The 20,976-nt window shown below is 42.3% G+C and carries 25 protein-coding genes; 6 read left to right on the plus strand and 19 right to left on the minus strand.

Annotation, left to right across the window (positions count from 1 at the left end; genetic code table 11):
- Positions 1-11: 11 nt before the first annotated feature.
- From hrcA to HT722_RS05560, 8 genes are all read right to left on the minus strand, one after another.
- Positions 12-1,046: a heat-inducible transcriptional repressor HrcA gene (gene hrcA / locus HT722_RS05525; RefSeq protein WP_173277969.1), complete on the minus strand. Its 1,035-nt coding sequence runs from the start codon at positions 1,044-1,046 to the stop codon at positions 12-14.
- A gap of 163 nt (positions 1,047-1,209) precedes the next feature.
- Positions 1,210-1,719: a DUF2812 domain-containing protein gene (locus tag HT722_RS05530; RefSeq protein WP_173277971.1), complete on the minus strand. Its 510-nt coding sequence runs from the start codon at positions 1,717-1,719 to the stop codon at positions 1,210-1,212.
- A gap of 34 nt (positions 1,720-1,753) precedes the next feature.
- Positions 1,754-2,341 (minus strand): DUF2812 domain-containing protein, encoded by a 588-nt coding sequence (locus HT722_RS05535; protein ID WP_173277973.1) that lies wholly within the window; start codon positions 2,339-2,341, stop codon positions 1,754-1,756.
- Complete coding sequence (locus HT722_RS05540) at positions 2,341-2,661, minus strand: PadR family transcriptional regulator (protein WP_173277975.1); 321 nt, start codon at positions 2,659-2,661, stop codon at positions 2,341-2,343. The genes HT722_RS05535 and HT722_RS05540 overlap by 1 nt, the downstream gene beginning before the upstream one ends.
- A 113-nt stretch (positions 2,662-2,774) precedes the next feature.
- Positions 2,775-4,121 carry a type I glutamate--ammonia ligase gene (gene glnA, locus HT722_RS05545; protein ID WP_001122886.1) on the minus strand — a complete coding sequence of 449 codons (1,347 nt, stop codon included), beginning with the start codon at positions 4,119-4,121 and terminating at the stop codon, positions 2,775-2,777.
- A 36-nt stretch (positions 4,122-4,157) separates the two neighbouring features.
- Positions 4,158-4,514: a transcriptional repressor GlnR gene (glnR, locus tag HT722_RS05550; protein ID WP_000659547.1), complete on the minus strand. Its 357-nt coding sequence runs from the start codon at positions 4,512-4,514 to the stop codon at positions 4,158-4,160.
- A 76-nt stretch (positions 4,515-4,590) separates the two neighbouring features.
- Positions 4,591-5,118, minus strand: coding sequence for an aromatic acid exporter family protein (locus tag HT722_RS05555; RefSeq protein WP_000119915.1), 528 nt, complete (start codon positions 5,116-5,118; stop codon positions 4,591-4,593).
- Between the two features lie 135 nt (positions 5,119-5,253).
- Positions 5,254-6,450: a phosphoglycerate kinase gene (locus HT722_RS05560; protein WP_001096743.1), complete on the minus strand. Its 1,197-nt coding sequence runs from the start codon at positions 6,448-6,450 to the stop codon at positions 5,254-5,256.
- A gap of 239 nt (positions 6,451-6,689) precedes the next feature.
- On the opposite strand from HT722_RS05560, the gene HT722_RS05565 reads away from it, so the two are divergent.
- A complete protein-coding gene (locus tag HT722_RS05565) occupies positions 6,690-8,321 on the plus strand; it encodes a Na/Pi cotransporter family protein (RefSeq protein ID WP_173277977.1) in 1,632 nt (543 codons plus the stop codon).
- Positions 8,322-8,419: 98 nt separating this feature from the next.
- On the opposite strand, the gene HT722_RS05570 is transcribed toward HT722_RS05565, so the two are convergent.
- Positions 8,420-8,716 carry a bacteriocin immunity protein gene (locus HT722_RS05570; protein ID WP_173277979.1) on the minus strand — a complete coding sequence of 99 codons (297 nt, stop codon included), beginning with the start codon at positions 8,714-8,716 and terminating at the stop codon, positions 8,420-8,422.
- A gap of 21 nt (positions 8,717-8,737) precedes the next feature.
- Complete coding sequence (pepA, locus tag HT722_RS05575; protein ID WP_173277981.1) at positions 8,738-9,802, minus strand: glutamyl aminopeptidase; 1,065 nt, start codon at positions 9,800-9,802, stop codon at positions 8,738-8,740.
- Positions 9,803-10,094: 292 nt separating this feature from the next.
- Between pepA and galE the strand changes: the two genes are divergently transcribed.
- The 5 genes from galE (at position 10,095) to HT722_RS05600 (ending at position 14,952) form a co-directional block, all read left to right on the plus strand.
- On the plus strand, positions 10,095-11,093 hold the full coding sequence (gene galE, locus HT722_RS05580; RefSeq protein ID WP_173277983.1) for a UDP-glucose 4-epimerase GalE: 999 nt from the start codon (positions 10,095-10,097) through the stop codon (positions 11,091-11,093).
- Positions 11,094-11,236: 143 nt separating this feature from the next.
- Positions 11,237-12,196: an ABC transporter permease gene (locus HT722_RS05585; protein WP_173277985.1), complete on the plus strand. Its 960-nt coding sequence runs from the start codon at positions 11,237-11,239 to the stop codon at positions 12,194-12,196.
- Positions 12,186-13,142, plus strand: a complete 957-nt coding sequence (locus HT722_RS05590) for an iron chelate uptake ABC transporter family permease subunit (RefSeq protein WP_173277987.1) — start codon at positions 12,186-12,188, stop codon at positions 13,140-13,142. The genes HT722_RS05585 and HT722_RS05590 overlap by 11 nt, the downstream gene beginning before the upstream one ends.
- Complete coding sequence (locus HT722_RS05595; RefSeq protein ID WP_173277989.1) at positions 13,139-13,891, plus strand: ATP-binding cassette domain-containing protein; 753 nt, start codon at positions 13,139-13,141, stop codon at positions 13,889-13,891. Before HT722_RS05590 ends, HT722_RS05595 begins: the two co-directional genes overlap by 4 nt.
- 95 nt (positions 13,892-13,986) lie before the next feature.
- Positions 13,987-14,952 carry a siderophore ABC transporter substrate-binding protein gene (locus HT722_RS05600; protein ID WP_173277991.1) on the plus strand — a complete coding sequence of 322 codons (966 nt, stop codon included), beginning with the start codon at positions 13,987-13,989 and terminating at the stop codon, positions 14,950-14,952.
- 107 nt (positions 14,953-15,059) lie between these two features.
- On the opposite strand, the gene yidD is transcribed toward HT722_RS05600, so the two are convergent.
- From yidD to racE, 9 genes are read right to left on the minus strand one after another with little or no spacing between them, the layout of a single operon-like run.
- A complete protein-coding gene (yidD, locus tag HT722_RS05605; RefSeq protein ID WP_173277993.1) occupies positions 15,060-15,302 on the minus strand; it encodes a membrane protein insertion efficiency factor YidD in 243 nt (80 codons plus the stop codon).
- Entirely contained in the window at positions 15,302-16,024 is a 723-nt protein-coding gene (locus HT722_RS05610; protein WP_001222228.1) for a pseudouridine synthase, read from the minus strand. The genes yidD and HT722_RS05610 overlap by 1 nt, the downstream gene beginning before the upstream one ends.
- A complete protein-coding gene (gene scpB, locus HT722_RS05615) occupies positions 16,011-16,580 on the minus strand; it encodes an SMC-Scp complex subunit ScpB (RefSeq protein ID WP_173277995.1) in 570 nt (189 codons plus the stop codon). The genes HT722_RS05610 and scpB overlap by 14 nt, the downstream gene beginning before the upstream one ends.
- Before the next feature lie 18 nt (positions 16,581-16,598).
- Positions 16,599-17,327 (minus strand): segregation/condensation protein A, encoded by a 729-nt coding sequence (locus HT722_RS05620; protein ID WP_125447803.1) that lies wholly within the window; start codon positions 17,325-17,327, stop codon positions 16,599-16,601.
- Complete coding sequence (gene xerD, locus HT722_RS05625; RefSeq protein WP_345789579.1) at positions 17,327-18,061, minus strand: site-specific tyrosine recombinase XerD; 735 nt, start codon at positions 18,059-18,061, stop codon at positions 17,327-17,329. Before xerD ends, HT722_RS05620 begins: the two co-directional genes overlap by 1 nt.
- Positions 18,058-18,519 (minus strand): cyclic-di-AMP-binding protein CbpB, encoded by a 462-nt coding sequence (gene cbpB, locus HT722_RS05630; protein ID WP_020903098.1) that lies wholly within the window; start codon positions 18,517-18,519, stop codon positions 18,058-18,060. The genes xerD and cbpB overlap by 4 nt, the downstream gene beginning before the upstream one ends.
- Positions 18,516-19,037 carry a metallophosphoesterase gene (locus tag HT722_RS05635; protein WP_173226064.1) on the minus strand — a complete coding sequence of 174 codons (522 nt, stop codon included), beginning with the start codon at positions 19,035-19,037 and terminating at the stop codon, positions 18,516-18,518. The genes cbpB and HT722_RS05635 overlap by 4 nt, the downstream gene beginning before the upstream one ends.
- Positions 19,013-19,984, minus strand: a complete 972-nt coding sequence (locus tag HT722_RS05640; RefSeq protein WP_173277999.1) for a nucleoside-triphosphate diphosphatase — start codon at positions 19,982-19,984, stop codon at positions 19,013-19,015. Before HT722_RS05640 ends, HT722_RS05635 begins: the two co-directional genes overlap by 25 nt.
- Positions 19,981-20,775 (minus strand): glutamate racemase, encoded by a 795-nt coding sequence (gene racE, locus HT722_RS05645; protein WP_173278001.1) that lies wholly within the window; start codon positions 20,773-20,775, stop codon positions 19,981-19,983. Before racE ends, HT722_RS05640 begins: the two co-directional genes overlap by 4 nt.
- Positions 20,776-20,976 lie beyond the last annotated feature (201 nt).

Raw genomic sequence — 20,976 nt, forward strand, 5'->3', positions numbered from 1 at the left:
TGATTTCAATCTTAATGTACTTCGTAATGATTACTGCTGAGGTAGCGGTAAAAATCTGTCAACTTCATGGTCAAAACACGGTTGACCACATTGACTTGGTTGATTAGCTGCTGGTAATCCAGATTGACGGGGCCGATAATGGCTAGAATTCCAACTCCCCGATAAGGAATGAGGAACTTGCTACTAATCACCGCTAGGTCAGCTAGACAGGATTCTTGACTGTCTGCAACACGGACGTTTTGCATCTGATCTTCACGCAGCCCCTCACGAATCTCCAGAGCCACCTTTTGCGGTTGGTCAAAGAACTGATAAGCTTCCAGATTGGCAAAATTCAAGAGATTGACCTTGCCCGCCACCACAATATTTTCATTGAACATTTCCTTAAAAATGTGTTCAAAGAGATCAATCACATTATCCGTTGTTGTGAAGTAACGCTGGATAATCTGCGGAATCTCCGTCCGAATCTTGTAGTGAATATCTAGAACGGTGTGGCCGAGGAAACGTTCCTGAATGATTGCCTTCAGTTTCAGCAAATCTTCCTGCAAGAAGTTCCTTGGAATCAGAAACTGACTGGTAACCGTTCGAGACTCGTCTAGGGTAAATACTGCCAAGGCTGTATGTTGCCCCAAAACAACGATATCAAAGGCTGTCAAACGTTGCCTGCTCGGCTCAACATCCAGTGCTACTACCGTACAGCCACTCAAGTCTGTCAGTAGATTAGCAGCCTCTTGCAGAATATCCTCCAATTTGAAGAATTCCTGATCAAAGGCTTTGACAATCTCATAAACCTCATTTTCAGCCAATCGGTCAAAATCCAGTGAGTGTTTCACATAGTACTGAAAACCAGCAATACTTGGCATCCGACCACTTGAAGTATGAGCCTTTTCAAGCAAACCTTGCTTTTCTAGAGCTGCCATATCATTACGAATGGTTGCACTGCTAGAGTTAATAGACTCTTGCAAGGCTTTGGATCCGACAGGTTCGTGCGTTTTGGTAAAGATGTCAATAATCAGATTTAAAATATCCTGCTGACGCTCTGTAACCATCTCATCACTCCTCTCTGTCTGATCAATTAGCACTCGATACACTCAAGTGCTAACTCATGATTCTATTATACACCCTTAAAAGAGAATGTCAAGACAAAAACTCAAAAAATTAGCACTCTTTTGTCAAGAGTGCTAAAAATCAGTCTAAAGACCTAGAACTTTACTATCCACCTACTTGATATTTCCTTTTTAATCTGAAATAACCATAGATTAGGTAAGAAAACATAAGAACATATAAGACAAAGATTACAAAGAAGGATTGAGAAAGGGTTTCTCGATATAGAACCAAACAAGCAACAAGACCACCTAAGAAAACAGCTGTACACGAACGAAGTCTATATCGCATAACTTCCCATCTAAGCCCCTTACTCATATAGACTTGATCCTCTGGAAGTAAATCAGAAGACGATTTACGAAGAATCGAACAAGAACCTGCTCCTATCAATTCCCAACCTCTATTTCTAAAATCTTGCAGTTCATGCTTATATTTTTTAAGAAATCTAGAATCATAGATACGGTAGATGATATCGTCTGGTTGACACTCTTCAAAATAGAAAAAACCAAAACGACTAGTTCTATACCTCCAACCTTTTAAATGCATCTCATGTAAATATTCTTCTTTCTTGTTCTCATCAAGAATCGTAAAAATCTTAAATTGTACTTTACTATTCATTGTCTGACCTCCAAATTAGCAAACATACATGCTTTTATTTATCAGATAATTCTTTCCACTTTTGACTCAATCTCCAAAGAATATAAGAAATCTGAATCGCATGAATTATCAATAAAACAAAATCTATTAAGACAATCAAAAACATGTCCCAACTGAAAGAACTAGCTCCACTGACAAACTGTGAGAAAACCGGTAGTAGAGCCGAAAAGATAAGCAAAAAGAGAAGCAAAATAGGAATCATCCGCATTGTTAAAATACGTTTGACCATAGCTAACTTGCCGGCCGCATCATTATAAATTTCAAACTCTGCATCCGACTCAATTCCAGAATGAAGCTTTCTAAAGTAGGAAAAACCATTAAAGTCTGTAATATGCTCCCAGCCACAGTCTTTAAATAGTTGTAAATAGGAGGCTCTCTCTGATTTTTTCATGGGATAAAGGTCCAACTGATAAGACACTTGCTCCGGTTGGCACTTTTCAAAAGTATACTTAACCGCAACTACTAAGTTAGAGTAGCTTACTTCCTTAAGTTTCCAGCCCTCAGCATGCATTTTTCTAAGATATAAAACCTCTCTATCATAATCCGCAATGGTAAAAATTCGATTAACAATTTTCTTTTCCATCATCCTTCCTCCCGACTGTTTCTATAGAGCCGTTCAATACGTTTCAATTCAATATCTAAGACTTTACGCCCCAAGTCTGTAATCTGGTAGATTTTCCGTTTTTCCTCTTCTCGGACAAAGGAAATCAAACCATCCTTTTCCATTTTTGACAAGGTTCCATACATAGTTCCAGGACTAATAAAAACCTGTGAATCTGTCATTTCTTTAACTTTTTGGGTAATACCATAGCCATGGTTCTCCTTTTGCAGACAGAACAAGATATAAAAACCCGTTTCCGTCATGGGAAGATAAACTCGACGAATCTTATCCGTTAATTCCATTTATAGCTACCTCCTATCCAGTTCGATACATCGCACTTCGTTATATAAAATATATCACACCTCGATATAAAACACAAGAAAAAAGATCACCCACAGGCAATCTTTCTTCTATATTAGTAAAGATCTAAATAGTTATCAATTTCCCATTGTGAAACGAAGGTTGCATAACTTGCCCATTCAATTCGTTTAGCTTCAAGGAAACTAGTATAGATATGTTCTCCAAGAGCTGCTCTGACAACTTCATCTTCAGTCAGAGCTTTCAAAGCGTTGTGAAGAGTTGATGGAAGGTCTGTAATACCAGCTTCCTTACGCTCTTCTGCTGTCATGATGTAGATATTTTCTTCGATAGGAGCTGGTGCTTCAATTTTATTTTCAATACCATGCAAACCAACTTCCAACAGCACAGCCATCGCGATATATGGGTTTGCCATCGGATCCACTGAACGCAACTCAAGACGAGTTCCCATACCACGTGAAGCAGGCACGCGCACAAGTGGCGAACGGTTACGACCAGCCCAAGCAATGTAAACCGGCGCTTCATAACCTGGAACCAAACGTTTGTATGAGTTAACCGTTGGGTTCATGATGGCAGTATAGTTGTAGGCATGTTTGATCAAACCACCAAGGAAATGGTAGGCCGTTTCTGACAACTGCATTCCTTTTGGATCATTTGGATCAAAGAAGGCATTGTTTCCTTCTGCATCAAACAAGGACATATTACAGTGCATACCTGATCCGGCAATACCAAATTTTGGTTTTGCCATAAAGGTTGCGTAAAGTCCGTGTTTGCGAGCAATGGTTTTAACAACGAGCTTAAAGATTTGAATCTTATCACAAGCACGGAGGACTTCATCATACTTAAAGTCAATCTCATGCTGTCCAACAGCAACCTCGTGGTGACTGGCTTCTACTTCAAATCCCATTTTGGTCAAGACATTTACAATCTCACGACGTGTATTGTCCGCAAGGTCAGTAGGCGCCAAATCAAAGTAGCCACCCTTGTCATTCACTTCAAGTGTTGGATCTCCATTTTCATCCAACTTAAATAGGAAGAATTCTGGCTCTGGTCCAAGGTTGAAGGACTTGAATCCTACTTCTTCCATGTGACGAAGAGCACGTTTCAAATTGCCACGAGGGTCCCCTGCAAATGGTTCACCTTCTGTTGTATAGACATCACAGATCAAACCTGCAACACTTCCATTTTCATCTCCCCAAGGGAAGACTGTCCATGTATCCAAGTCAGGGTACAAGTACATATCTGACTCATTGATACGTACAAAACCTTCGATAGAAGATCCATCAAACATAGCCTTATTTGACAAGACCTTATCTAACTGTTCATCTGTAGCAGGAATTTCGACGTTTTTCATGGTTCCTAAAATATCTGAGAACATGAGACGGATAAAGGTAACATTTTTTTCCTTGACTTCACGACGAATATCTGCAGCTGTGATTGGCATGAGTTTTCTCCTTAATGTATGACTACTTGCGGTTGCCTAACCGCGACCAAAAGGTGACTGTACTGAAGCAAAGCGACCCTGTTGGAGGAGTTCATTGTGAAGTGCACGGCGCACCTCAGTCTGACTCACCGCTTTCTTGGATTTCGCTTCACGTTCAGCATATTTTTTCTTAATGGCAGCGATATTATAACCTTCAGAGATATAATCTTTGATTTCAAGCAGACGATCCATGTCATTCAAGGAATACATGCGACGGTTTCCTTCGTTTCGATCAGGTTTGATCAACTCTTGATCTTCATAATAACGAATCTGACGCGCCGATAGATCGGTCAACTTCATAACACTGCCGATAGGAAAAACAGCCATATTTCGGCGAAATTCTTTTTCCTTCATTTACAATTTCCTTCTTTCTGTCTATTATAGTCTAAAAAAAGACAAACGTCAATTGATAATGTTATAAAATGTAACATTATTTTTCTTTTTTCTCTAAAAAGAGCCGAATACGATCAATATCGTAATTTACGAGAATTGCGACAAAAACTCCCATGAACGTTTCTGATACACGCGCAAACACGTACAAAATCGTTTCACCACTCGGAATCGATAAGGTAATGATTAACATAGCTGCTACACCACCTATGACACCTGCTTTGTTATTCATGGCTACATTTGTCATAATGGTTAACATGGTGCAGATTGGAACAACTACCAAGGTCACCCAAAAGGCTTCGTGGAAAAAGGTATTTAATAAGAAGAAGACCAGGGCATAGAGGCCACCGATACTATTTCCAAGAATACGCGAAGTCCCAAAATGGACACTCTTATCAAAACTCTCCCTCAGGCTAAAAACGGCTGTCAAAGCACCAATTTGAAGACCTTTCCAACCAAAAAAGCCAAAAATCAAGAGAACTAGAAAAACAGCAATACCTGTTTTAAAGGTTCGCATACCAAGTTTGAACTGGGATTTATCGAATTTATATTTTTTAAAATAACTCATAATCTAAACTTTCTATTTCCATTTTATCATAATTTGGGTAATTTTATGAGGAATAGTTGTGAGGAAGCGTTTTTATTTTGAGTAAAAGAAAAGAGGAATCTTCATCCCTCTCTTCTTTGATTCATTTATAAAATCTTATTTTTCTGTCAAGGCTGCAAGTCCTGGAAGAACTTTACCTTCGAGAAGTTCCATTGATGCTCCACCACCAGTAGAGATCCATGAGAATTTATCTGCACGTCCAAGGTTGATCGCTGCAGCAGCTGAGTCACCACCACCGATGATTGATTTAACTCCTGGTTGTTTCACGATAGCGTCCATCACACCGATTGTACCAGCTTGGAAGTCTGGGTTTTCAAATACACCCATAGGTCCATTCCATACAACTGTTTTGGCACCAGTCAAAGCTTCGTCAAATTTAGCGATAGATTTTGGACCGATGTCAAGACCAAGGAAGCCTTCAGAAACTGCTTCACCTTCAGTGTCACGCACTTCAGTGTAACCAGCAAATGCGTTAGCTTCTTTTGAGTCAACTGGCAAGATCAATTTACCGTTTGCTTTTTCAAGAAGAGCTTTCGCAACATCCAATTTGTCTTCTTCTACAAGTGAGTTACCGATTTCGATACCTTGTGCTTTGTAGAATGTGTAAGTCATACCACCACCGATAAGGACTTTATCAGCTTTTTCAAGCAAGTTTTCGATAACACCAATCTTGTCTGAAACTTTTGAACCACCAAGGATGGCTACGAATGGACGTTCTGGAGTTTCAACTGCTTCTTGGATGTAGGCAATTTCGTTTTCAAGAAGGAAACCAGCAACTGCTTTTTCAACGTTTGCTGAGATACCAACGTTAGATGCGTGTGCACGGTGAGCTGTACCGAATGCATCGTTTACGAAGATACCATCTCCAAGCGATGCCCAGTATTTACCAAGTTCAGGATCGTTTTTAGATTCTTTTTTGCCGTCAACATCTTCGTAACGAGTGTTTTCAACCAATAGAACTTGTCCATCTTCAAGAGCGTTGATTGCCGCTTCCAATTCAGCACCACGAGTGACACCAGGGAACACAACATCTTGACCAAGTTTTGCTGCCAAGTCTGCTGCTACAGGAGCAAGTGATTTACCAGCTTTATCAGCTTCTTCTTTCACACGTCCAAGGTGAGAGAAAAGAATTGCACGTCCACCTTGTTCGATGATGTACTTAATAGTTGGAAGAGCTGCTGTGATACGGTTGTCGTTAGTGATTACACCATCTTTCAATGGTACGTTGAAGTCAACACGAACGAGGACTTTTTTACCTTTCAAGTCAACGTCTTTAACAGTAAGTTTTGCCATGTTACAAAAACCCCTTTATTTATTTTATTCGAAACTATTATATCACACTTTGGAAATATAAGGAAAGATTTCACAAGATTTTTCGATATTTAATCTTTGTGACATGCTAGAGTCTATTATTTTTGCTTTTTCTACCGAATTTTCTTTCTAAAATCTTAGCTTAACACTTGTTAGATTTACTTTTATCCTTTAAAATAGAATAGGAGATATTCCGCGATTATTTTTCGGAGGAAAAAGAAATGTCCATTAATTGGCAGGAAATTTTATTTCACTTTTTAGGTGGTCTGGGACTATTCTTATATAGTATCAAGACCATGGGGGACGGTTTGCAACAAGCTGCTGGAGATCGCCTTCGTTTTTACATTGACAAATATACTAGCAATCCTTTCTTTGGAGTTCTGGTTGGTATTGGGATGACTGCTCTAATTCAGTCTAGTTCTGGTGTAACAGTTATCACAGTCGGCCTAGTCAGTGCCGGTCTCCTAACCTTACGTCAGGCTATCGGAATTGTCATGGGGGCTAATATTGGGACAACAGTCACATCCTTTCTTATTGGGTTTAAACTAGGTGACTATGCCCTGCCTATGCTCTTTATCGGTGCTGTCTGCCTCTTCTTTACAAAAAATCGGACAGTCAATAATATCGGACGCATCCTCTTTGGTGTCGGTGGTATCTTTTTCGCCCTCAATCTCATGAACGGTGCAATGGCTCCACTCAAAGATTTACAGGTCTTTAAAGACTATATGATTGAGCTAAGTAAGAATCCTGTTTTGGGTGTCTTTGTCGGTACCGGCTTGACCTTGCTAATTCAAGCTTCCTCGGCTACCATCGGGATTTTACAAAACCTCTACGCCAGCAATCTGATTGACCTGCAAGGAGCTTTGCCAGTTCTATTTGGTGACAATATCGGAACGACCATTACAGCTATTATTGCTTCTCTTGGAGCCAATATCGCTGCCAAACGTGTTGCTGGTGCCCATGTCGCCTTTAACGTGATTGGTACGGTTATCTGTATTGTCTTCCTTGTACCTTTCACTGGCTTGATTCAATGGTTTGAATCTACGCTAAATCTAGCACCAGAAATGACCATCGCCTTTGCTCACGGAACCTTTAATATTACCAACACCATTGTTCAATTTCCATTTATCGGAGCTCTGGCTTACTTTGTAACCAAGATTATTCCTGGAGAGGACGAGGTTGTCAAATACGAACCCTTATATCTTGATGAACATTTCATCAAACAAGCCCCATCTATCGCTCTCGGAAATGCTAAGAAAGAGCTCTTGCACTTAGGAAACTACGCTGCTAAAGCCTTTGACCTTTCCTATAAGTATATCATTGACTTGGATGAAAAAATTGCTGAAAAAGGGCATAAAACCGAAGAAGCCATTAACACCATCGATGAGCAATTAACACGTTATCTCATTGCCCTTTCAAGCGAAGCTCTCAGTCAAAAAGAAAGCGAAGTGCTCACCAATATCCTTGATTCCTCCCGTGATTTGGAAAGGATTGGAGACCACGCGGAGGCTCTACTCAATCTGACTGACTATCTTCAACGGAAAAATGTTGAATTTTCTGATGCCGCCTTGAAAGAATTAGAGGAAGTTTATCGTCAAACTAGTGACTTTATCAAAGATGCTCTGGATAGTGTGGAAAACAATGATATTGAAAAAGCACGCAGTCTTGTAGAACGCCATGAAGCAATCAATAACATAGAACGTGTTCTCAGAAAAACCCACATCAAACGCCTCAACAAAGGCGAATGTTCAACACAAGCTGGGGTCAACTTTATCGATATCATCTCACACTACACTCGTGTATCAGACCACGCTATGAACCTTGCCGAAAAGGTTTTTGCAGAACAAATCTAAGAACCAAGAAGCTATCCTGAATGGGATGGCTTTTCGCTTTTTCCTAAGTAAGAATTTCTTTTCTACTATATAGAAAAATGCTTTGATTCACAATGGAATCAAAGCATTTTAAAAATCTCCCCATACATAAGCGCAGAAGCTGCGGTTCCTCTGTACTTGGTTTCTTCTCTCTTGATAAAGCGAGCCAAGTTGAGCAACTCAGGTGCCGGATGTCTAGGATTCTTGAGCAATTCACGATTGACCAGGCCTGAGAGACGGACTGCCAGCAATTGCTCATTTGTAGTAGGCAGTTTTTTAGCAGTCTCTAGGAGAGCAACAACTAAATCTTCACTCAAATCATGTCGAGCATGATTGTAAAGATCTTTTACAAGGCTTTCTAGGTTTGGTTCTACCATCCCTACCACCTCCCTTATGGTTTAATAATGTTTAATCAAATCAACCGTTGAACGATCCAATTTTTTCACCAAGGCTTGTAAGAAAGCTTGCGCTTCTAGGAAGTCATCCATAGCGTAAAGGGTTTGGTGAGAATGGATATAACGAGCGCAAACACCGATTGTTGTTGATGGGACACCACCATTTTTCAAATGAGCTGCGCCAGCGTCTGTTCCGCCTTTACCACAGTAGTATTGGTACTTGATTCCAGCTTCTTCAGCCGTTGTCAAAAGGAAATCCTTCATACCTGGGAGAAGCAAGTGACCTGGGTCGTAGAAACGAATCAGGGTTCCATCTCCAATCTTGCCTTGACCTCCATAAACATCACCTGCTGGGGAGCAATCAACTGCTAGGAAGACTTCTGGATCAAACTTGGTTGTAGATGTATGAGCACCACGGAGACCAACTTCTTCTTGGACGTTCGAGCCAAGATAGAGTTCATTGCCAAGTTTTTGACCTGACAAGGCTTCAGCTAGCTCACTTACCATAAGAACACCGTAGCGGTTGTCCCAAGCTTTTGAGATGATATTTTTTTCATTGACCGTCAAGATTGCAGAGCTATCTGGTACGATGGTGTCGCCAGGACGGATGCCAAAGCTTTCTGCCTCAGCTTGATCCACAAAGCCACCATCAAAGACGATATCTGCAATGGCTGGCATGGTTGGTCCACCCTTTCCACGAGTCAAATGTGGAGGGACAGAACCCGAAATCACAGGAATTTCACGACCGTCACGAGTCAGGAGTTTGAAACGTTGGCTGCTGACTACCATAGGATTCCAACCACCAATTTCAACCACACGGAAGGTGCCATCTGGCTTAATCTCGCTGACCATAAAACCAACTTCATCCATGTGAGAAGCGACCAAGACGCGAGGCGCATCCGTAGCTTCTGAATGCTTGATACCAAAAATACCACCCAAGCCATCTGTCACCACTTCATCCACGTGCGGTGTCAACTTTTCACGAAGATAAGCACGGACAGGTGCTTCATGACCTGAGATCGCAGCAAGTTCTGTTACTTCTTTGATTTTTGAAAATAATGTTGTCATTTCAGTTCCTTCTTTCTTTCATCCATTTTACCACTTTTTATAGGAGAAGGATAGCGGGAAGGTGGATTTCTAAATTAGTATCTTAGTCTTACTGTATCTTAGAAAAGCTTGTATTTTCTTGCATGTGAGGTGAAATCTAAGAACTATTCCAAGACCAACCAAACTATTAATTCCCAAACACAAAACAATTCAATGCTATATTTGTTCAGTTTTTCATGAAATTTGCAGAAAATAGTTGACTTTGTCTTCTTATTTCTTTAAAATAGTACAAAACTAGGAAAAGGAAAAAATCATGACCAAAACAATTCTTGTTACAGGTGGAGCTGGCTACATTGGCTCCCATACCGTTAAAGCTCTTTTAAATGCTGGCTATCAGGTACATGTTCTAGATAATCTCTCTACAGGAAATCGTTCAGCTGTAGATAGTCGTGCTAGCTTTAAACAACTGGATGTTTATGATGCTAGCGCCTTAAAGGCTTACTTAGAAGAAAATCAGATTGATGCTGTTCTTCATTGTGCGGGTGAGATTGTTGTGAGCGAAAGTATTGAAAATCCAAGCAAATACTTCACTGCCAATGTTGCTGGTATGAACCAAGTTCTCAAAGTCTTATCTGAAGTTGGCATTCAAAAAATCATGTTCTCTTCGACTGCTTCCCTCTATGGTAATAACTGTATTGACAAGCCAGCAACTGAAGATACCCTGCTCGACCCTGTCAACCCTTATGCAGAAACAAAACTGATGGGTGAACGAATGATTTACTGGATGGCCAATCGCTACGATTGGAAATATGTCATTTTCCGTTACTTTAATGTAGCTGGGGCTGAAATGGATGCTTCAAACGGCCTGCGTGTGAAAAATCCAACTCACATCATTCCCAATATCAACAAGGCCGCATTGGGACAAAATGATAGCCTGAAAATATTTGGAGATGACTACGATACACGTGATGGTTCATGTATTCGAGATTACATTCATGTCTTGGATCTTGCACAGGCTCATGTTAAAGGAATGAACTACCTCTTTCAAGAAGACAGTTCTTCTCAAATCTTTAACTTAGGAACTGAAAAAGGCTATACCGTCAAAGAAATCTTTAAAACTGCTGAAGAATTACTGAATCAAAAAATACCACACGAAATTGTTGCTCGCCGTGCTGGTGACCCAGCTAGCGTCCTAGCAGACGCATCAAAAGCTAAAAAATATCTTGATTGGAAGGCTAGCTACTCCCTCGAAGATATTATTTTATCAGATTATCATTGGCGTGTTAAAGAAGGCAAAAACATTTTGGAATAGGATAACAAAGGAGAAAGCCTTGGCGCTCTCTCCTTGTTTTATTCATTAAATTGTCAGAAAATTTATTGACAGATTAAAGAAATCGTGTTACAGTAATATCCGCAGGTATCTTTCGATACCAAATCTACATAAAAGGATGGGGTATGAAACTTTCTCATTATTTAATTGGCTTACTTCTACTCCTAGTCTTTCTCTCTATTAGCATTGGGACCAGTGATTTTTCATGGGGAAAACTCTTTTCTCTGGATCATGAAACTTGGCTTCTCTTTCAAGAGTCCCGTCTCCCAAGAACCATCAGTATTCTCCTGACGGCCTCTAGTATGAGTATGGCAGGACTTCTCATGCAGACTATCACTCAAAATCAGTTTGCTGCTCCGAGTACAGTTGGAACCACTGAAGCTGCCAAACTAGGAATGGTATTGAGCCTCTTTGTCTTTCCGTCGGCTAGCCTGACCCAAAAGATGCTCTTCGCTTTTGTTTCATCCATCGTATTCACCCTCTTCTTCCTAGCCTTTATGACCATTTTTACTATAAAGGAAAGGTGGATGTTGCCTCTGATTGGGATCATCTATAGTGGAATTATCGGTTCTGTGACAGAAGTTGTCGCCTATCGTTTCAATCTGGTTCAGAGTATGACTGCCTGGACCCAGGGCTCCTTCTCCATGATTCAGACCCATCAGTATGAATGGCTTTTCTTAGGCCTCATTATCCTGATAGCCGTTTGGAAATTATCCCAAACTTTTACCATCATGAATCTAGGGAAAGAAACCAGCGAGAGTTTGGGGATTTCATACTCCCTACTTGAAAAACTGGCCCTCTTTCTGGTGGCGCTAACGACAAGTGTCACCATGATTACCGTGGGTGGCTTGCCATTTCTCGGGGTCATCGTTCCAAATCTTGTTCGCAAGCGCTATGGAGATAATCTAAGCCAGACCAAACTCATGGTCGCACTAGTCGGTGCCAATCTAGTTCTGGCCTGCGACATCCTATCCCGAGTTCTGATTCGGCCCTATGAGTTATCTGTCAGTCTCTTGCTAGGAATCATTGGTAGCCTCGTCTTTATCCTACTTCTATGGAGAGGGGGACGAAAAGATGCAGTCTAAAAGCAAACATACCAAACTCTTCTGGCTTCTCATTATTCTGGCCATCGGAGCTTGCTTTCTCTACTTTTGGCCCATCACCCACCTGTCCACCTTCGCTTGGAATCTGCGTTCCCAAAAGATCATCGTTTATCTCTTGGTAGCCATCGCGACTGGGATTTCAACCATTAGTTTTCAAACCCTGACGGAAAATCGCTTCCTGACGCCTAGTATTTTAGGAATCGAATCCTTCTACGTCCTACTGCAAACTCTACTACTGGTTTTTGAAAGCAAGTTTCTTCAACTTGGCAAGTCTCCTATCTTAGAATTCCTAGTTTTGCTTCTACTTCAATCCCTCTTCTTTCTTGCCTTACAAGGCTACTTGAAGACACTGATGAAACAAGACCTGGTCTTCATCCTGCTGATCTGTCTAGCCCTCGGAAGTCTCTTTCGAAATATCAGTACCTTCCTTCAGGTCCTGATGGATCCAAATGAATACGATAAACTGCAGAACAGTCTCTTTGCCTCTTTTCAACATCTCAACACTTCCATCCTAGCCATCGGCTCTCTGATTATCCTTGCTTTGACAATCTTTTTCTTTCGGAAAGCAGTCATTCTGGATGTCTTGCACCTACAAAGAGAAACGGCTCAGATATTGGGGCTCGATGTTGAAAAAGAACAGAGAGAACTCCTCTGCGGCATCGTACTTTTGACCTCAACGGCCACTGCCTTGGTAGGTCCTATGGCCTTCTTCGGCTTTATGCTAGCCAATCTCACCTACCTAATCGTCAAAGACTATCGGCACAAGTTGCTCTTTATCGTGGCTATTCTGGTCGGATTTATCAGTTTGACCTTGGGGCAGGCCCTGATTGAACGAGTATTTGCTCTGGAAATTCGCATCAGCATGATTATTGAGAGTGTTGGGGGTCTCTTATTCTTTATCTTACTCTACAGGAGGGCGCGTCGGTGAAACTGAAAAACATTGACAAATCCATTCAAAAACAGGATATTTTGCAAGACATTTCGCTTGAAGTCAGTCCTCAGAAACTGACAGCCTTCATTGGTCCAAATGGTGCTGGAAAATCAACTCTCCTCTCCATCATGAGCAGATTAACCAAGAAGGATCAGGGAATTCTCAGTATCAAAGGTCGTGAAATCGAGAGCTGGAATTCGCAAGAACTGGCTCAAGAACTGACTATCCTAAAGCAGAAAATCAATTACCAAGCCAAATTGACGGTTGAAGAACTGGTCAGTTTTGGACGTTTTCCCTACAGCCGAGGTAGACTGAGACCAGAGGACTGGGAAAAAATCCGAGAAACTCTGGACTATCTGGAACTGACCAACTTAAAAGACCGCTACATCAATAGTCTGTCTGGCGGCCAGCTCCAACGTGTCTTTATCGCTATGGTACTGGCCCAGGATACGGACTTTATCTTGCTGGACGAACCACTCAACAATCTCGACATCAAACAAAGCGTCAGCATGATGCAGATTCTTCGGCGACTGGTGGAGGAACTCGGCAAGACCATTATCATCGTTCTCCACGATATTAACATGGCCAGCCAGTATGCGGATGAAATTATCGCCTTCAAGGACGGTCAAGTCTTTAGCAAGGGAAGAACCGATCAAATCATGCAGGCTGATCTACTCAGTCAACTTTATGAGATTCCCATCACACTGGCGGATATCAATGGCAAAAAGATCTGTATCTATAGCTAGTAACATAGAAGCTCAAGTTAGAGAACCTTCTGTCTCTTAATAAACATCACTAAGAGACTCCCTAAATCGTTATCACATTTTAAAAAGGAGAAATCATGAAAACATCCCTTAAATTTTATCTCACTGCCCTAGCGGCCAGCTTCTTGCTCCTACTTGGTGCATGTAGTACAAACTCAAGCACTAGTAAGACGGAGTCAAGTAGCTCTGCTCCAACAGAGGTAACCATTAAAAGTTCACTAGGTGTAGTCACACTTTCAAAAGTCCCTGAAAAGATTGTGACCTTTGACCTCGGTGCTGCGGATACTATTCGCGCTTTAGGTTTTGAAAAGAATATCGTCGGAATGCCTACAAAAACTGTTCCGACTTATCTTAAAGACCTAGCTGGAAAAGTTAAAAATGTTGGTTCTATGGTTGAGCCAGACCTAGAAGCCCTTGCTGCTCTTGAACCAGACCTAATTATCGCTTCACCACGTACCCAAAAATTCGTAGATAAGTTCAACGAAATCGCTCCGACTGTTCTCTTCCAAGCAAGCAAGGACGACTACTGGACTTCAACTAAGACCAACATTGAGTCCTTAGCAAGCGCCTTCGGCGAAACTGGTACACAGAAAGCCAAGGAAGAATTGACCAAGTTAGACAAGAGCATCCAAGAAGTCGCGACTAAAAACGAAAGTTCTGACAAAAAAGCCCTTGCCATCCTCCTCAACGAAGGAAAAATGGCTGCCTTTGGTGCCCAATCTCGTTTCTCTTTCTTGTATCAAACTTTGAAATTCAAGCCAACTGATACTCAATTTGAAGATTCTCGCCACGGACAAGAAGTCAGCTTTGAAAGTGTCAAAGAAATCAATCCTGACATCCTCTTTGTCATTAACCGTACCCTTGCCATCGGTGGGGACAACTCCAGCAACGACGGTGTCCTAGAAAATGCCCTTATCGCTGAAACACCTGCCGCTAAAAATGGTAAGATTATCCAACTAACACCAGACCTCTGGTATCTAAGCGGAGGCGGACTTGAATCAACCAAACTCATGATTGAAGATGCACAAAAAGCCTTGAAATAAGCTACTTTACACTTAATCACATCTTTACATGATAAAACGCATCCTATCAAGCTCACTCAAACCTGATAGGATGCGTTTTTATCATTTTGAAATCTGTTTGCCCAACCTCATTCCCCTTCTTGATTCCATTTGAGGGAAAAGTGGTCTGGGACGGGGTCCTTGCCTGTTTTCGACCAAGGATGGCAACGTAAAATCCGAGCCAAGCCCATCAAAACACCCTTGAAGCCATGTTTTTCAATAGCCTCAATCATGTAGTTGGAACAGGTAGGATCAAAGCGACAAGAGGGGGGAAAGGCTGGTGAGATAAACCGTTGGTAAAGGCGCACAGGCGCTATTAAAATTCGTTTCATTATTTCTTGGTTACAGCCATGGTGTGTAGTTGGCTGATTTCTTTTTTATTAAGACGACGGGATTCTCCTGGACGGAGTCCTGTCAAGTCTAGATGTCCGAAACGGGTCCGTGACAACTTGTCCACTTGGAGACCGACAGCTTCAAACATCTTTTTAACCTGGTGGTTACGCCCTTCATGGATAGTCAACTGCACCACAGAGCGGTTTTTGACTGGGTCCACTTTGAGAATCTCATAGACAGCCGGCTTGGTTTTCTTGCCATCAATCTCAAGTCCACGGGTCAAGGGGCGGAGATTATCCTTATTGGCAACACCTTTAACACGCGCGACATAAACCTTGTCAATCTCATTACGAGGGTGAATCATCTCATCCGTAAAATCCCCATCATTGGTCAAAATCAAGACTCCTGATGTATCCCAGTCCAAACGACCTACAGGGTAGATGCGCTCCTTCACGTTGGGCAAGAGGTCGACAACCGTCTTGCGGCCCTTGTCATCTGTCACACTGGAAATGACACCGCGTGGTTTATTAAGCAGATAATAGACCTTTTCTTCGTTGTAGATAGGCTGGCCTTCAACTTCGACCTTGTCGCCTGACTTGATAGTGGTTGCTAGTTCACGTACCACTTGGCCGTTAACCGTCACCAAACCTTGCTTGATCAGCTCTTCTGCTTTTCTCCTACTGGCCACACCTGCGTGGGCAATATACTTATTGATTCTCATCTTCTTCTATCCTTTCACCAAATAATTGGCTTTCTTGAGCCTGAATTTCAAGCTCATCAATCACTGGTAATTCTTCTAAATGGTTTATCCCCATGTAATCTAGGAAATAATCCGTAGTCACATAGAGGTTGGGGCGTCCCAACACTTCTTTTTTCCCGTCTTCTTGTATCAAGTCAAAGGCCTGCAACTTTGCCAAGGCCCCACTCGAGTTGACCCCACGAATGGCATCAATTTCTATCCTCGTGATGGGCTGCTTGTAGGCAATGATGGACAAGGTCTCAAGGGCAGCCCGAGATAAACTCTGGTTGATAGGCGCCTTAGAGTATTCCTTCAAAATCTCTGAAAACTGAGGCTTGGTCACCAATCTATAAGCACCCCCTGTCTCAATCAGAGCCAAACTGGAATCTGGGTCCTTTTCATACTTCTGGGCTAATTTTTCTAAACTCTGTTGGATGCCTGTCGGTGGCAGAGAGAGGAGTTCAGCTAACTGACGGACTCTAATCCCATCTTCACCTGCTACAAACAAGAGCGCTTCTATTTTTGCTAAAGTACTCATCTTTCCTCTCTATCAAGTCTAGCTTTGAGCCACTTGACTTTCTTCCTTCTTTTCCATGAGATAAATATCTCCGAAACTTTCCTCTTGCACGAGGATTAGTTCCTGGGTTTTGATTAACTCTAGGGTTGCCAAAAAGAGGGTAATGACCTCTTGGAGATTCTGGGCTTCCTTGAACAAATCCTGCAAGCGCAATTGATCTCGTCCAGTCAAGGACTCTTTTACGATAACCATCATGTCCTCAATCTTATACTCATCCCGCAGGATAGTCGTGTGATTCTGTGTAAACTCCTCTTTTTTCTTGGCTAGGATATTTGAAAAAGCCAAAAAGAGGTCAATGGTCGTCTTGTCATGAACAAGCTCCGCATCTTCGTAAATCAACTCTGTCGGCGCTTTGGAATAGTGCTGGGCCCGTTCTTGGTGCTTGGCTTCCAAGTGCTCCCCCAAGAGCTTGAACTTGCGGTATTCTTCGATTTGAGAGAGAAGATCCTGCTCTAGGTCATCCTCCAAGTCTGTCACTTCTGCTACCTTTGGCAAGAGCTTGCGGCTCTTGATCAACATGAGCTGACTGGCCATAACCATATACTCACCCGTCACTTCCAGACGCATGGCCTGCAGAGTTGAGACATAGGCTAGATACTGTTCGATGACTTCCGTAATGGGCACATCATAGATATCCATCTGGTACTTAGAAACCAGGTGCAAGAGCAAATCCAGGGGCCCTTCAAAATCTTTTAATTTAATATCCATTATCTATATTTTTCTAAGGTCAGGACTGTTTTTAATCCTAATTTTTTTGCAATTTCGTACAAATCGACCTTGTTTTCTATTTGTCTTAGAATAAACTGTTCCCGCAAGGCTTGAGCTGATAAGGCTGGGAAACCTTTCTCCTTGACAAAGGATTCTAGCTGACGAAAGGCCCACTGACGAGAATAGGCTTTCCCTCCCCTTTCAAAAAGATAGGTCTGCCCCATCAAGGGTTCCAACTCTGACAGCAAGGTCGTGGGAATGGTGACAATTCTCTGTTGGGAAGCCTTCTTGATTCGCAACACTTGAAAGTCCAGATTGACGTCCGCAACCTTAAGGGCTAAAATCTCACTCGGCAAGAGCCCCATTTCCAAGATAAGTAGAGCCAGTAAACGCCCCTCTGGAACGTCGCTTTCCTGCCAAAAAGAGTCTAGGTCTAACAGTTCTGGCTTTTCGGTCTTCTTTTCAGCTTGTTTGGCTAATTCCAAACGATAAAAGCTGTCCACTTCTCCTTTTTGATAGAGAAAGTAGAGAAATTGGTTACAGGCCGAAATCTTTCGCTTCTGGGCGCTGATTTTTAGATTGGCTAGCTGGGCTTGGTAAATCTTGAGACTAGTCTCAGAAATCCGCTCGCCCACTACGTCTAAAAATTGCTCCAGATCATACTTATAGGACTGCTTGGAATTGGCAGATAAGCCCTGCTTTTCTTCTAAAAAGGCTGAAATCCTGTCTCTCATTTGCATCGAATCTCATATTCCTTACTAAAGTCATGCAAGAGGGCATTGACTGCCTTGAGGATAGACTTGCGCGTAATAATCCCTTGGAAAATACCAGACGCATCCACAACCGGCAAGAAGGACTCATCTACCAGCTTGTGCAAAACCTCCGTAATGGTAAAATCAGGCGAGACGACCGCTACGTCCGTTCTCGTCATATGAACAATATCCGTATCCGCCATGATTTCTTGACTCAAGTCATGCTCCATCTGATAAGCCATAATATCTCTGAGCCCAATCGTCCCAACAAACTGTTTTTCATCTGTTACAACAGGAACACGGGTATAGGTCATCTGACTGAGCAAGAGGGTCGCATGATCCGCATTGTGAGTATCAATCAACACAGCTAGATTTTTAGCAGGAGTCAAAAAAGTTTCTTCTTGCCCCAATAAGAAAGTCTCAAACTCCTTGGCAATCATCGGCTAAACTCCTTGGACAAGCCCGGATACACCTCATGGGCTCGTGTCAAAAAGTCCACTTTAAAATAACTGTCATCAATCTCCACACGAGCATAGAGACACTCTCTGATGGTCCCACGTGGTTGACTGATAGAACCTGGATTTAGAAAAAGAGTCTTTCCTTCCATCCAAGCGCTTGGCACATGCAAGTGACCATAAAGGCAGATATCAGCCTCTTCCTCCTGAGCCCAGTAGTCCAACTTTTGAAATTTGAAATTAATGTCAAACAAGTGACCATGGGTTTGGATAATCTTGGTCGAACCAAGCTCAGTCACCAAACGTTCTGGGTAACCTGCATAGAAATCCATATTCCCTTTAACAACACGGATGCCTTCCCAAAGGGGAGAATCAGGACGCAGTTCAGAATCGCCATTATGAAAAACGGCATCAACTTTGCCCACATAGCGATCACGGATTTCTTCCACAATCAAGCTATCGCCATGAGAATCGCTCATTACAATGATGGTTTGCTTTGCCATGATGGAAATACCTCCAAAAGTTTCTTAACGGCTAAGGCACGGTGAGATTGGCTATTTTTTTCTTCAAGGGTTAACTCAGCTGATGATTTGCCTGTCTCTCCCACTAGGAAAAGGGGATCGTAGCCAAAGCCATTTTCACCCTTAGGTTCAAAGTTAATGTAGCCTGGCCAGTCAGCCTCAACAACTAAACTTTCCTTGTTTGGGCTGGCTACGACTAGGGTTGTATGGAATTGAGCCGAGCGGTCTTTGAGTTCAAAGACCATGGCCAACTCGTGCAAGAGTTTAGCATTATTTTCACGGTCAGTAGCTCCCACTCCTGCGAAACGAGCTGACCAGACACCTGGCAAGCCGCCTAGGACATCGACTTTGAGTCCAGAATCATCTGCCAGAACCATCTTGCCCGTTAATTTGGAAATGGTTTCTGCCTTGAGGCGGGCATTTTCTTCGAAGGTCATACCTGTTTCTGCTACTTCAGGTAAGTCAGGGTAGTCATTAAGATTTTCCACATCGTAGCCTAGCTTGTCAAAGATAGCTCGAAATTCCTTGGTCTTGCCTTCGTTTCGAGTCGCAATCAATAAGGTTTCTCTGACCTTGTTTGTCTCAAAGAAATCATGAATATTGACCCCTTCTTTAGGCAATTCTACATGCAGGAGTTGCCCATTTTCAACCAAGAGCAGAGCACCCTGACGTTGAATAACTTCCAAGTTTCGTCCCATTTCTTGGTTGAGGATATCTACCACAAAGGAGAACAAACGATAGAGAGAACCATAGCGTAAAATAGTAACAGAAACAGGAAAACCTCGATCCTCATCTCGAAATCTTTGGGCAAACTCCAATAGAGGAAAATCCAAGTCATCATCCGTCAACGTCCGGACGCCACCAAAAATACCATAGGACCCGACATACCAGTCCTGTTCATCCTTATATTCATAAATTTTATTTGTCATAATTCTACATGCTCCACATGAATCTCTTTTTCCAGCCATTCTTCACCAATTTGTGCAAAACTTTGGCTGCTGGCTGTTGTGTAAAAACGGTGATGGAGTGGTCCAGCATCGCGACCACGATTGATTTCAAAATAATTGAGTAAGACTGAGATGTCCCGTACGCACTCTGCCCCACTATCAATGAGCTGAACCTTGGGTCCCATGACATTTTGAATAATAGGTTTGAGCAGTGGATAATGGGTACAACCCAAAATCAGGCTATCCACCTTTCCAACCAAGGGACGCAGGGTTTCATAGACCACTTTCTTGGTGACACTGGTTGACAGGGCACCAGACTCCACCAAGGGAGCAAACTTGGGACAGGCCAAACTCTCCACCTGTAAGTCCGGATCCAAATCATGGATTTTCTGACGGTAGATGTCTGATTGTACCGTCATGGGTGTTCCAATCACTCCGATTTTCCCACCTTGACTGGACTTGATAGCTGCCGAAGCTCCTGGCAAAATCACACCTAGGACGGGAATATCTAGTTGAGCCTTGATTTCTTCCCAGACGACCGCAGTTGCAGTATTACAAGCAATGACAATCATTTTGACATCCTTGGTCAAGAGAAAGTTGATCAACTGCCAAGTATATTCACGAATTTGCTCAGCAGGACGGGGACCATAGGGCGCCCGTGCCGAATCTCCAATATAGACGATTTCTTCATGGGGAAGTTGGCGCATGAGCTCGCGCACAACGGTCAAGCCCCCGACACCCGAATCCAAAAAACCAATTGGTCGATTATCCATACAGTCTTCTTTCTAGTCTTTTTTCTGATTGATAGTTCATTATGATTATTGATCCTTATGAACTGAATAATGACAGCCTAATCAACAACTATCTCTCTTAATCATAATCAAATATCAATAGAATGCAAGGAAAAAGTCTCATCCCTAAACCATAGTCAACATAGTGAGAAGTCTGGAACTTTCATCCCAGACTTTTCCTTA

The sequence above is a fragment of the Streptococcus sp. 53 genome (assembly GCF_013276565.1).
In the GTDB taxonomy this organism is placed as follows: Bacteria; Bacillota; Bacilli; order Lactobacillales; family Streptococcaceae; genus Streptococcus.

Coding starts and splice junctions, on each gene's coding strand:
- hrcA (WP_173277969.1), bottom strand. CDS start 1,046: ATGGTTACAGAGCGTCAGCAGGATATTTTAAATCTGATTATTGACATC.
- HT722_RS05530 (WP_173277971.1), bottom strand. CDS start 1,719: ATGAATAGTAAAGTACAATTTAAGATTTTTACGATTCTTGATGAGAAC.
- HT722_RS05535 (WP_173277973.1), bottom strand. CDS start 2,341: ATGGAAAAGAAAATTGTTAATCGAATTTTTACCATTGCGGATTATGAT.
- HT722_RS05540 (WP_173277975.1), bottom strand. CDS start 2,661: ATGGAATTAACGGATAAGATTCGTCGAGTTTATCTTCCCATGACGGAA.
- glnA (WP_001122886.1), bottom strand. CDS start 4,121: ATGCCAATCACAGCTGCAGATATTCGTCGTGAAGTCAAGGAAAAAAAT.
- glnR (WP_000659547.1), bottom strand. CDS start 4,514: ATGAAGGAAAAAGAATTTCGCCGAAATATGGCTGTTTTTCCTATCGGC.
- HT722_RS05555 (WP_000119915.1), bottom strand. CDS start 5,118: ATGAGTTATTTTAAAAAATATAAATTCGATAAATCCCAGTTCAAACTT.
- HT722_RS05560 (WP_001096743.1), bottom strand. CDS start 6,450: ATGGCAAAACTTACTGTTAAAGACGTTGACTTGAAAGGTAAAAAAGTC.
- HT722_RS05565 (WP_173277977.1), top strand. CDS start 6,690: ATGTCCATTAATTGGCAGGAAATTTTATTTCACTTTTTAGGTGGTCTG.
- HT722_RS05570 (WP_173277979.1), bottom strand. CDS start 8,716: ATGGTAGAACCAAACCTAGAAAGCCTTGTAAAAGATCTTTACAATCAT.
- pepA (WP_173277981.1), bottom strand. CDS start 9,802: ATGACAACATTATTTTCAAAAATCAAAGAAGTAACAGAACTTGCTGCG.
- galE (WP_173277983.1), top strand. CDS start 10,095: ATGACCAAAACAATTCTTGTTACAGGTGGAGCTGGCTACATTGGCTCC.
- HT722_RS05585 (WP_173277985.1), top strand. CDS start 11,237: ATGAAACTTTCTCATTATTTAATTGGCTTACTTCTACTCCTAGTCTTT.
- HT722_RS05590 (WP_173277987.1), top strand. CDS start 12,186: ATGCAGTCTAAAAGCAAACATACCAAACTCTTCTGGCTTCTCATTATT.
- HT722_RS05600 (WP_173277991.1), top strand. CDS start 13,987: ATGAAAACATCCCTTAAATTTTATCTCACTGCCCTAGCGGCCAGCTTC.
- yidD (WP_173277993.1), bottom strand. CDS start 15,302: ATGAAACGAATTTTAATAGCGCCTGTGCGCCTTTACCAACGGTTTATC.
- HT722_RS05610 (WP_001222228.1), bottom strand. CDS start 16,024: ATGAGAATCAATAAGTATATTGCCCACGCAGGTGTGGCCAGTAGGAGA.
- scpB (WP_173277995.1), bottom strand. CDS start 16,580: ATGAGTACTTTAGCAAAAATAGAAGCGCTCTTGTTTGTAGCAGGTGAA.
- HT722_RS05620 (WP_125447803.1), bottom strand. CDS start 17,327: ATGGATATTAAATTAAAAGATTTTGAAGGGCCCCTGGATTTGCTCTTG.
- xerD (WP_345789579.1), bottom strand. CDS start 18,061: ATGAGAGACAGGATTTCAGCCTTTTTAGAAGAAAAGCAGGGCTTATCT.
- cbpB (WP_020903098.1), bottom strand. CDS start 18,519: ATGATTGCCAAGGAGTTTGAGACTTTCTTATTGGGGCAAGAAGAAACT.
- HT722_RS05635 (WP_173226064.1), bottom strand. CDS start 19,037: ATGGCAAAGCAAACCATCATTGTAATGAGCGATTCTCATGGCGATAGC.
- HT722_RS05640 (WP_173277999.1), bottom strand. CDS start 19,984: ATGACAAATAAAATTTATGAATATAAGGATGAACAGGACTGGTATGTC.
- racE (WP_173278001.1), bottom strand. CDS start 20,775: ATGGATAATCGACCAATTGGTTTTTTGGATTCGGGTGTCGGGGGCTTG.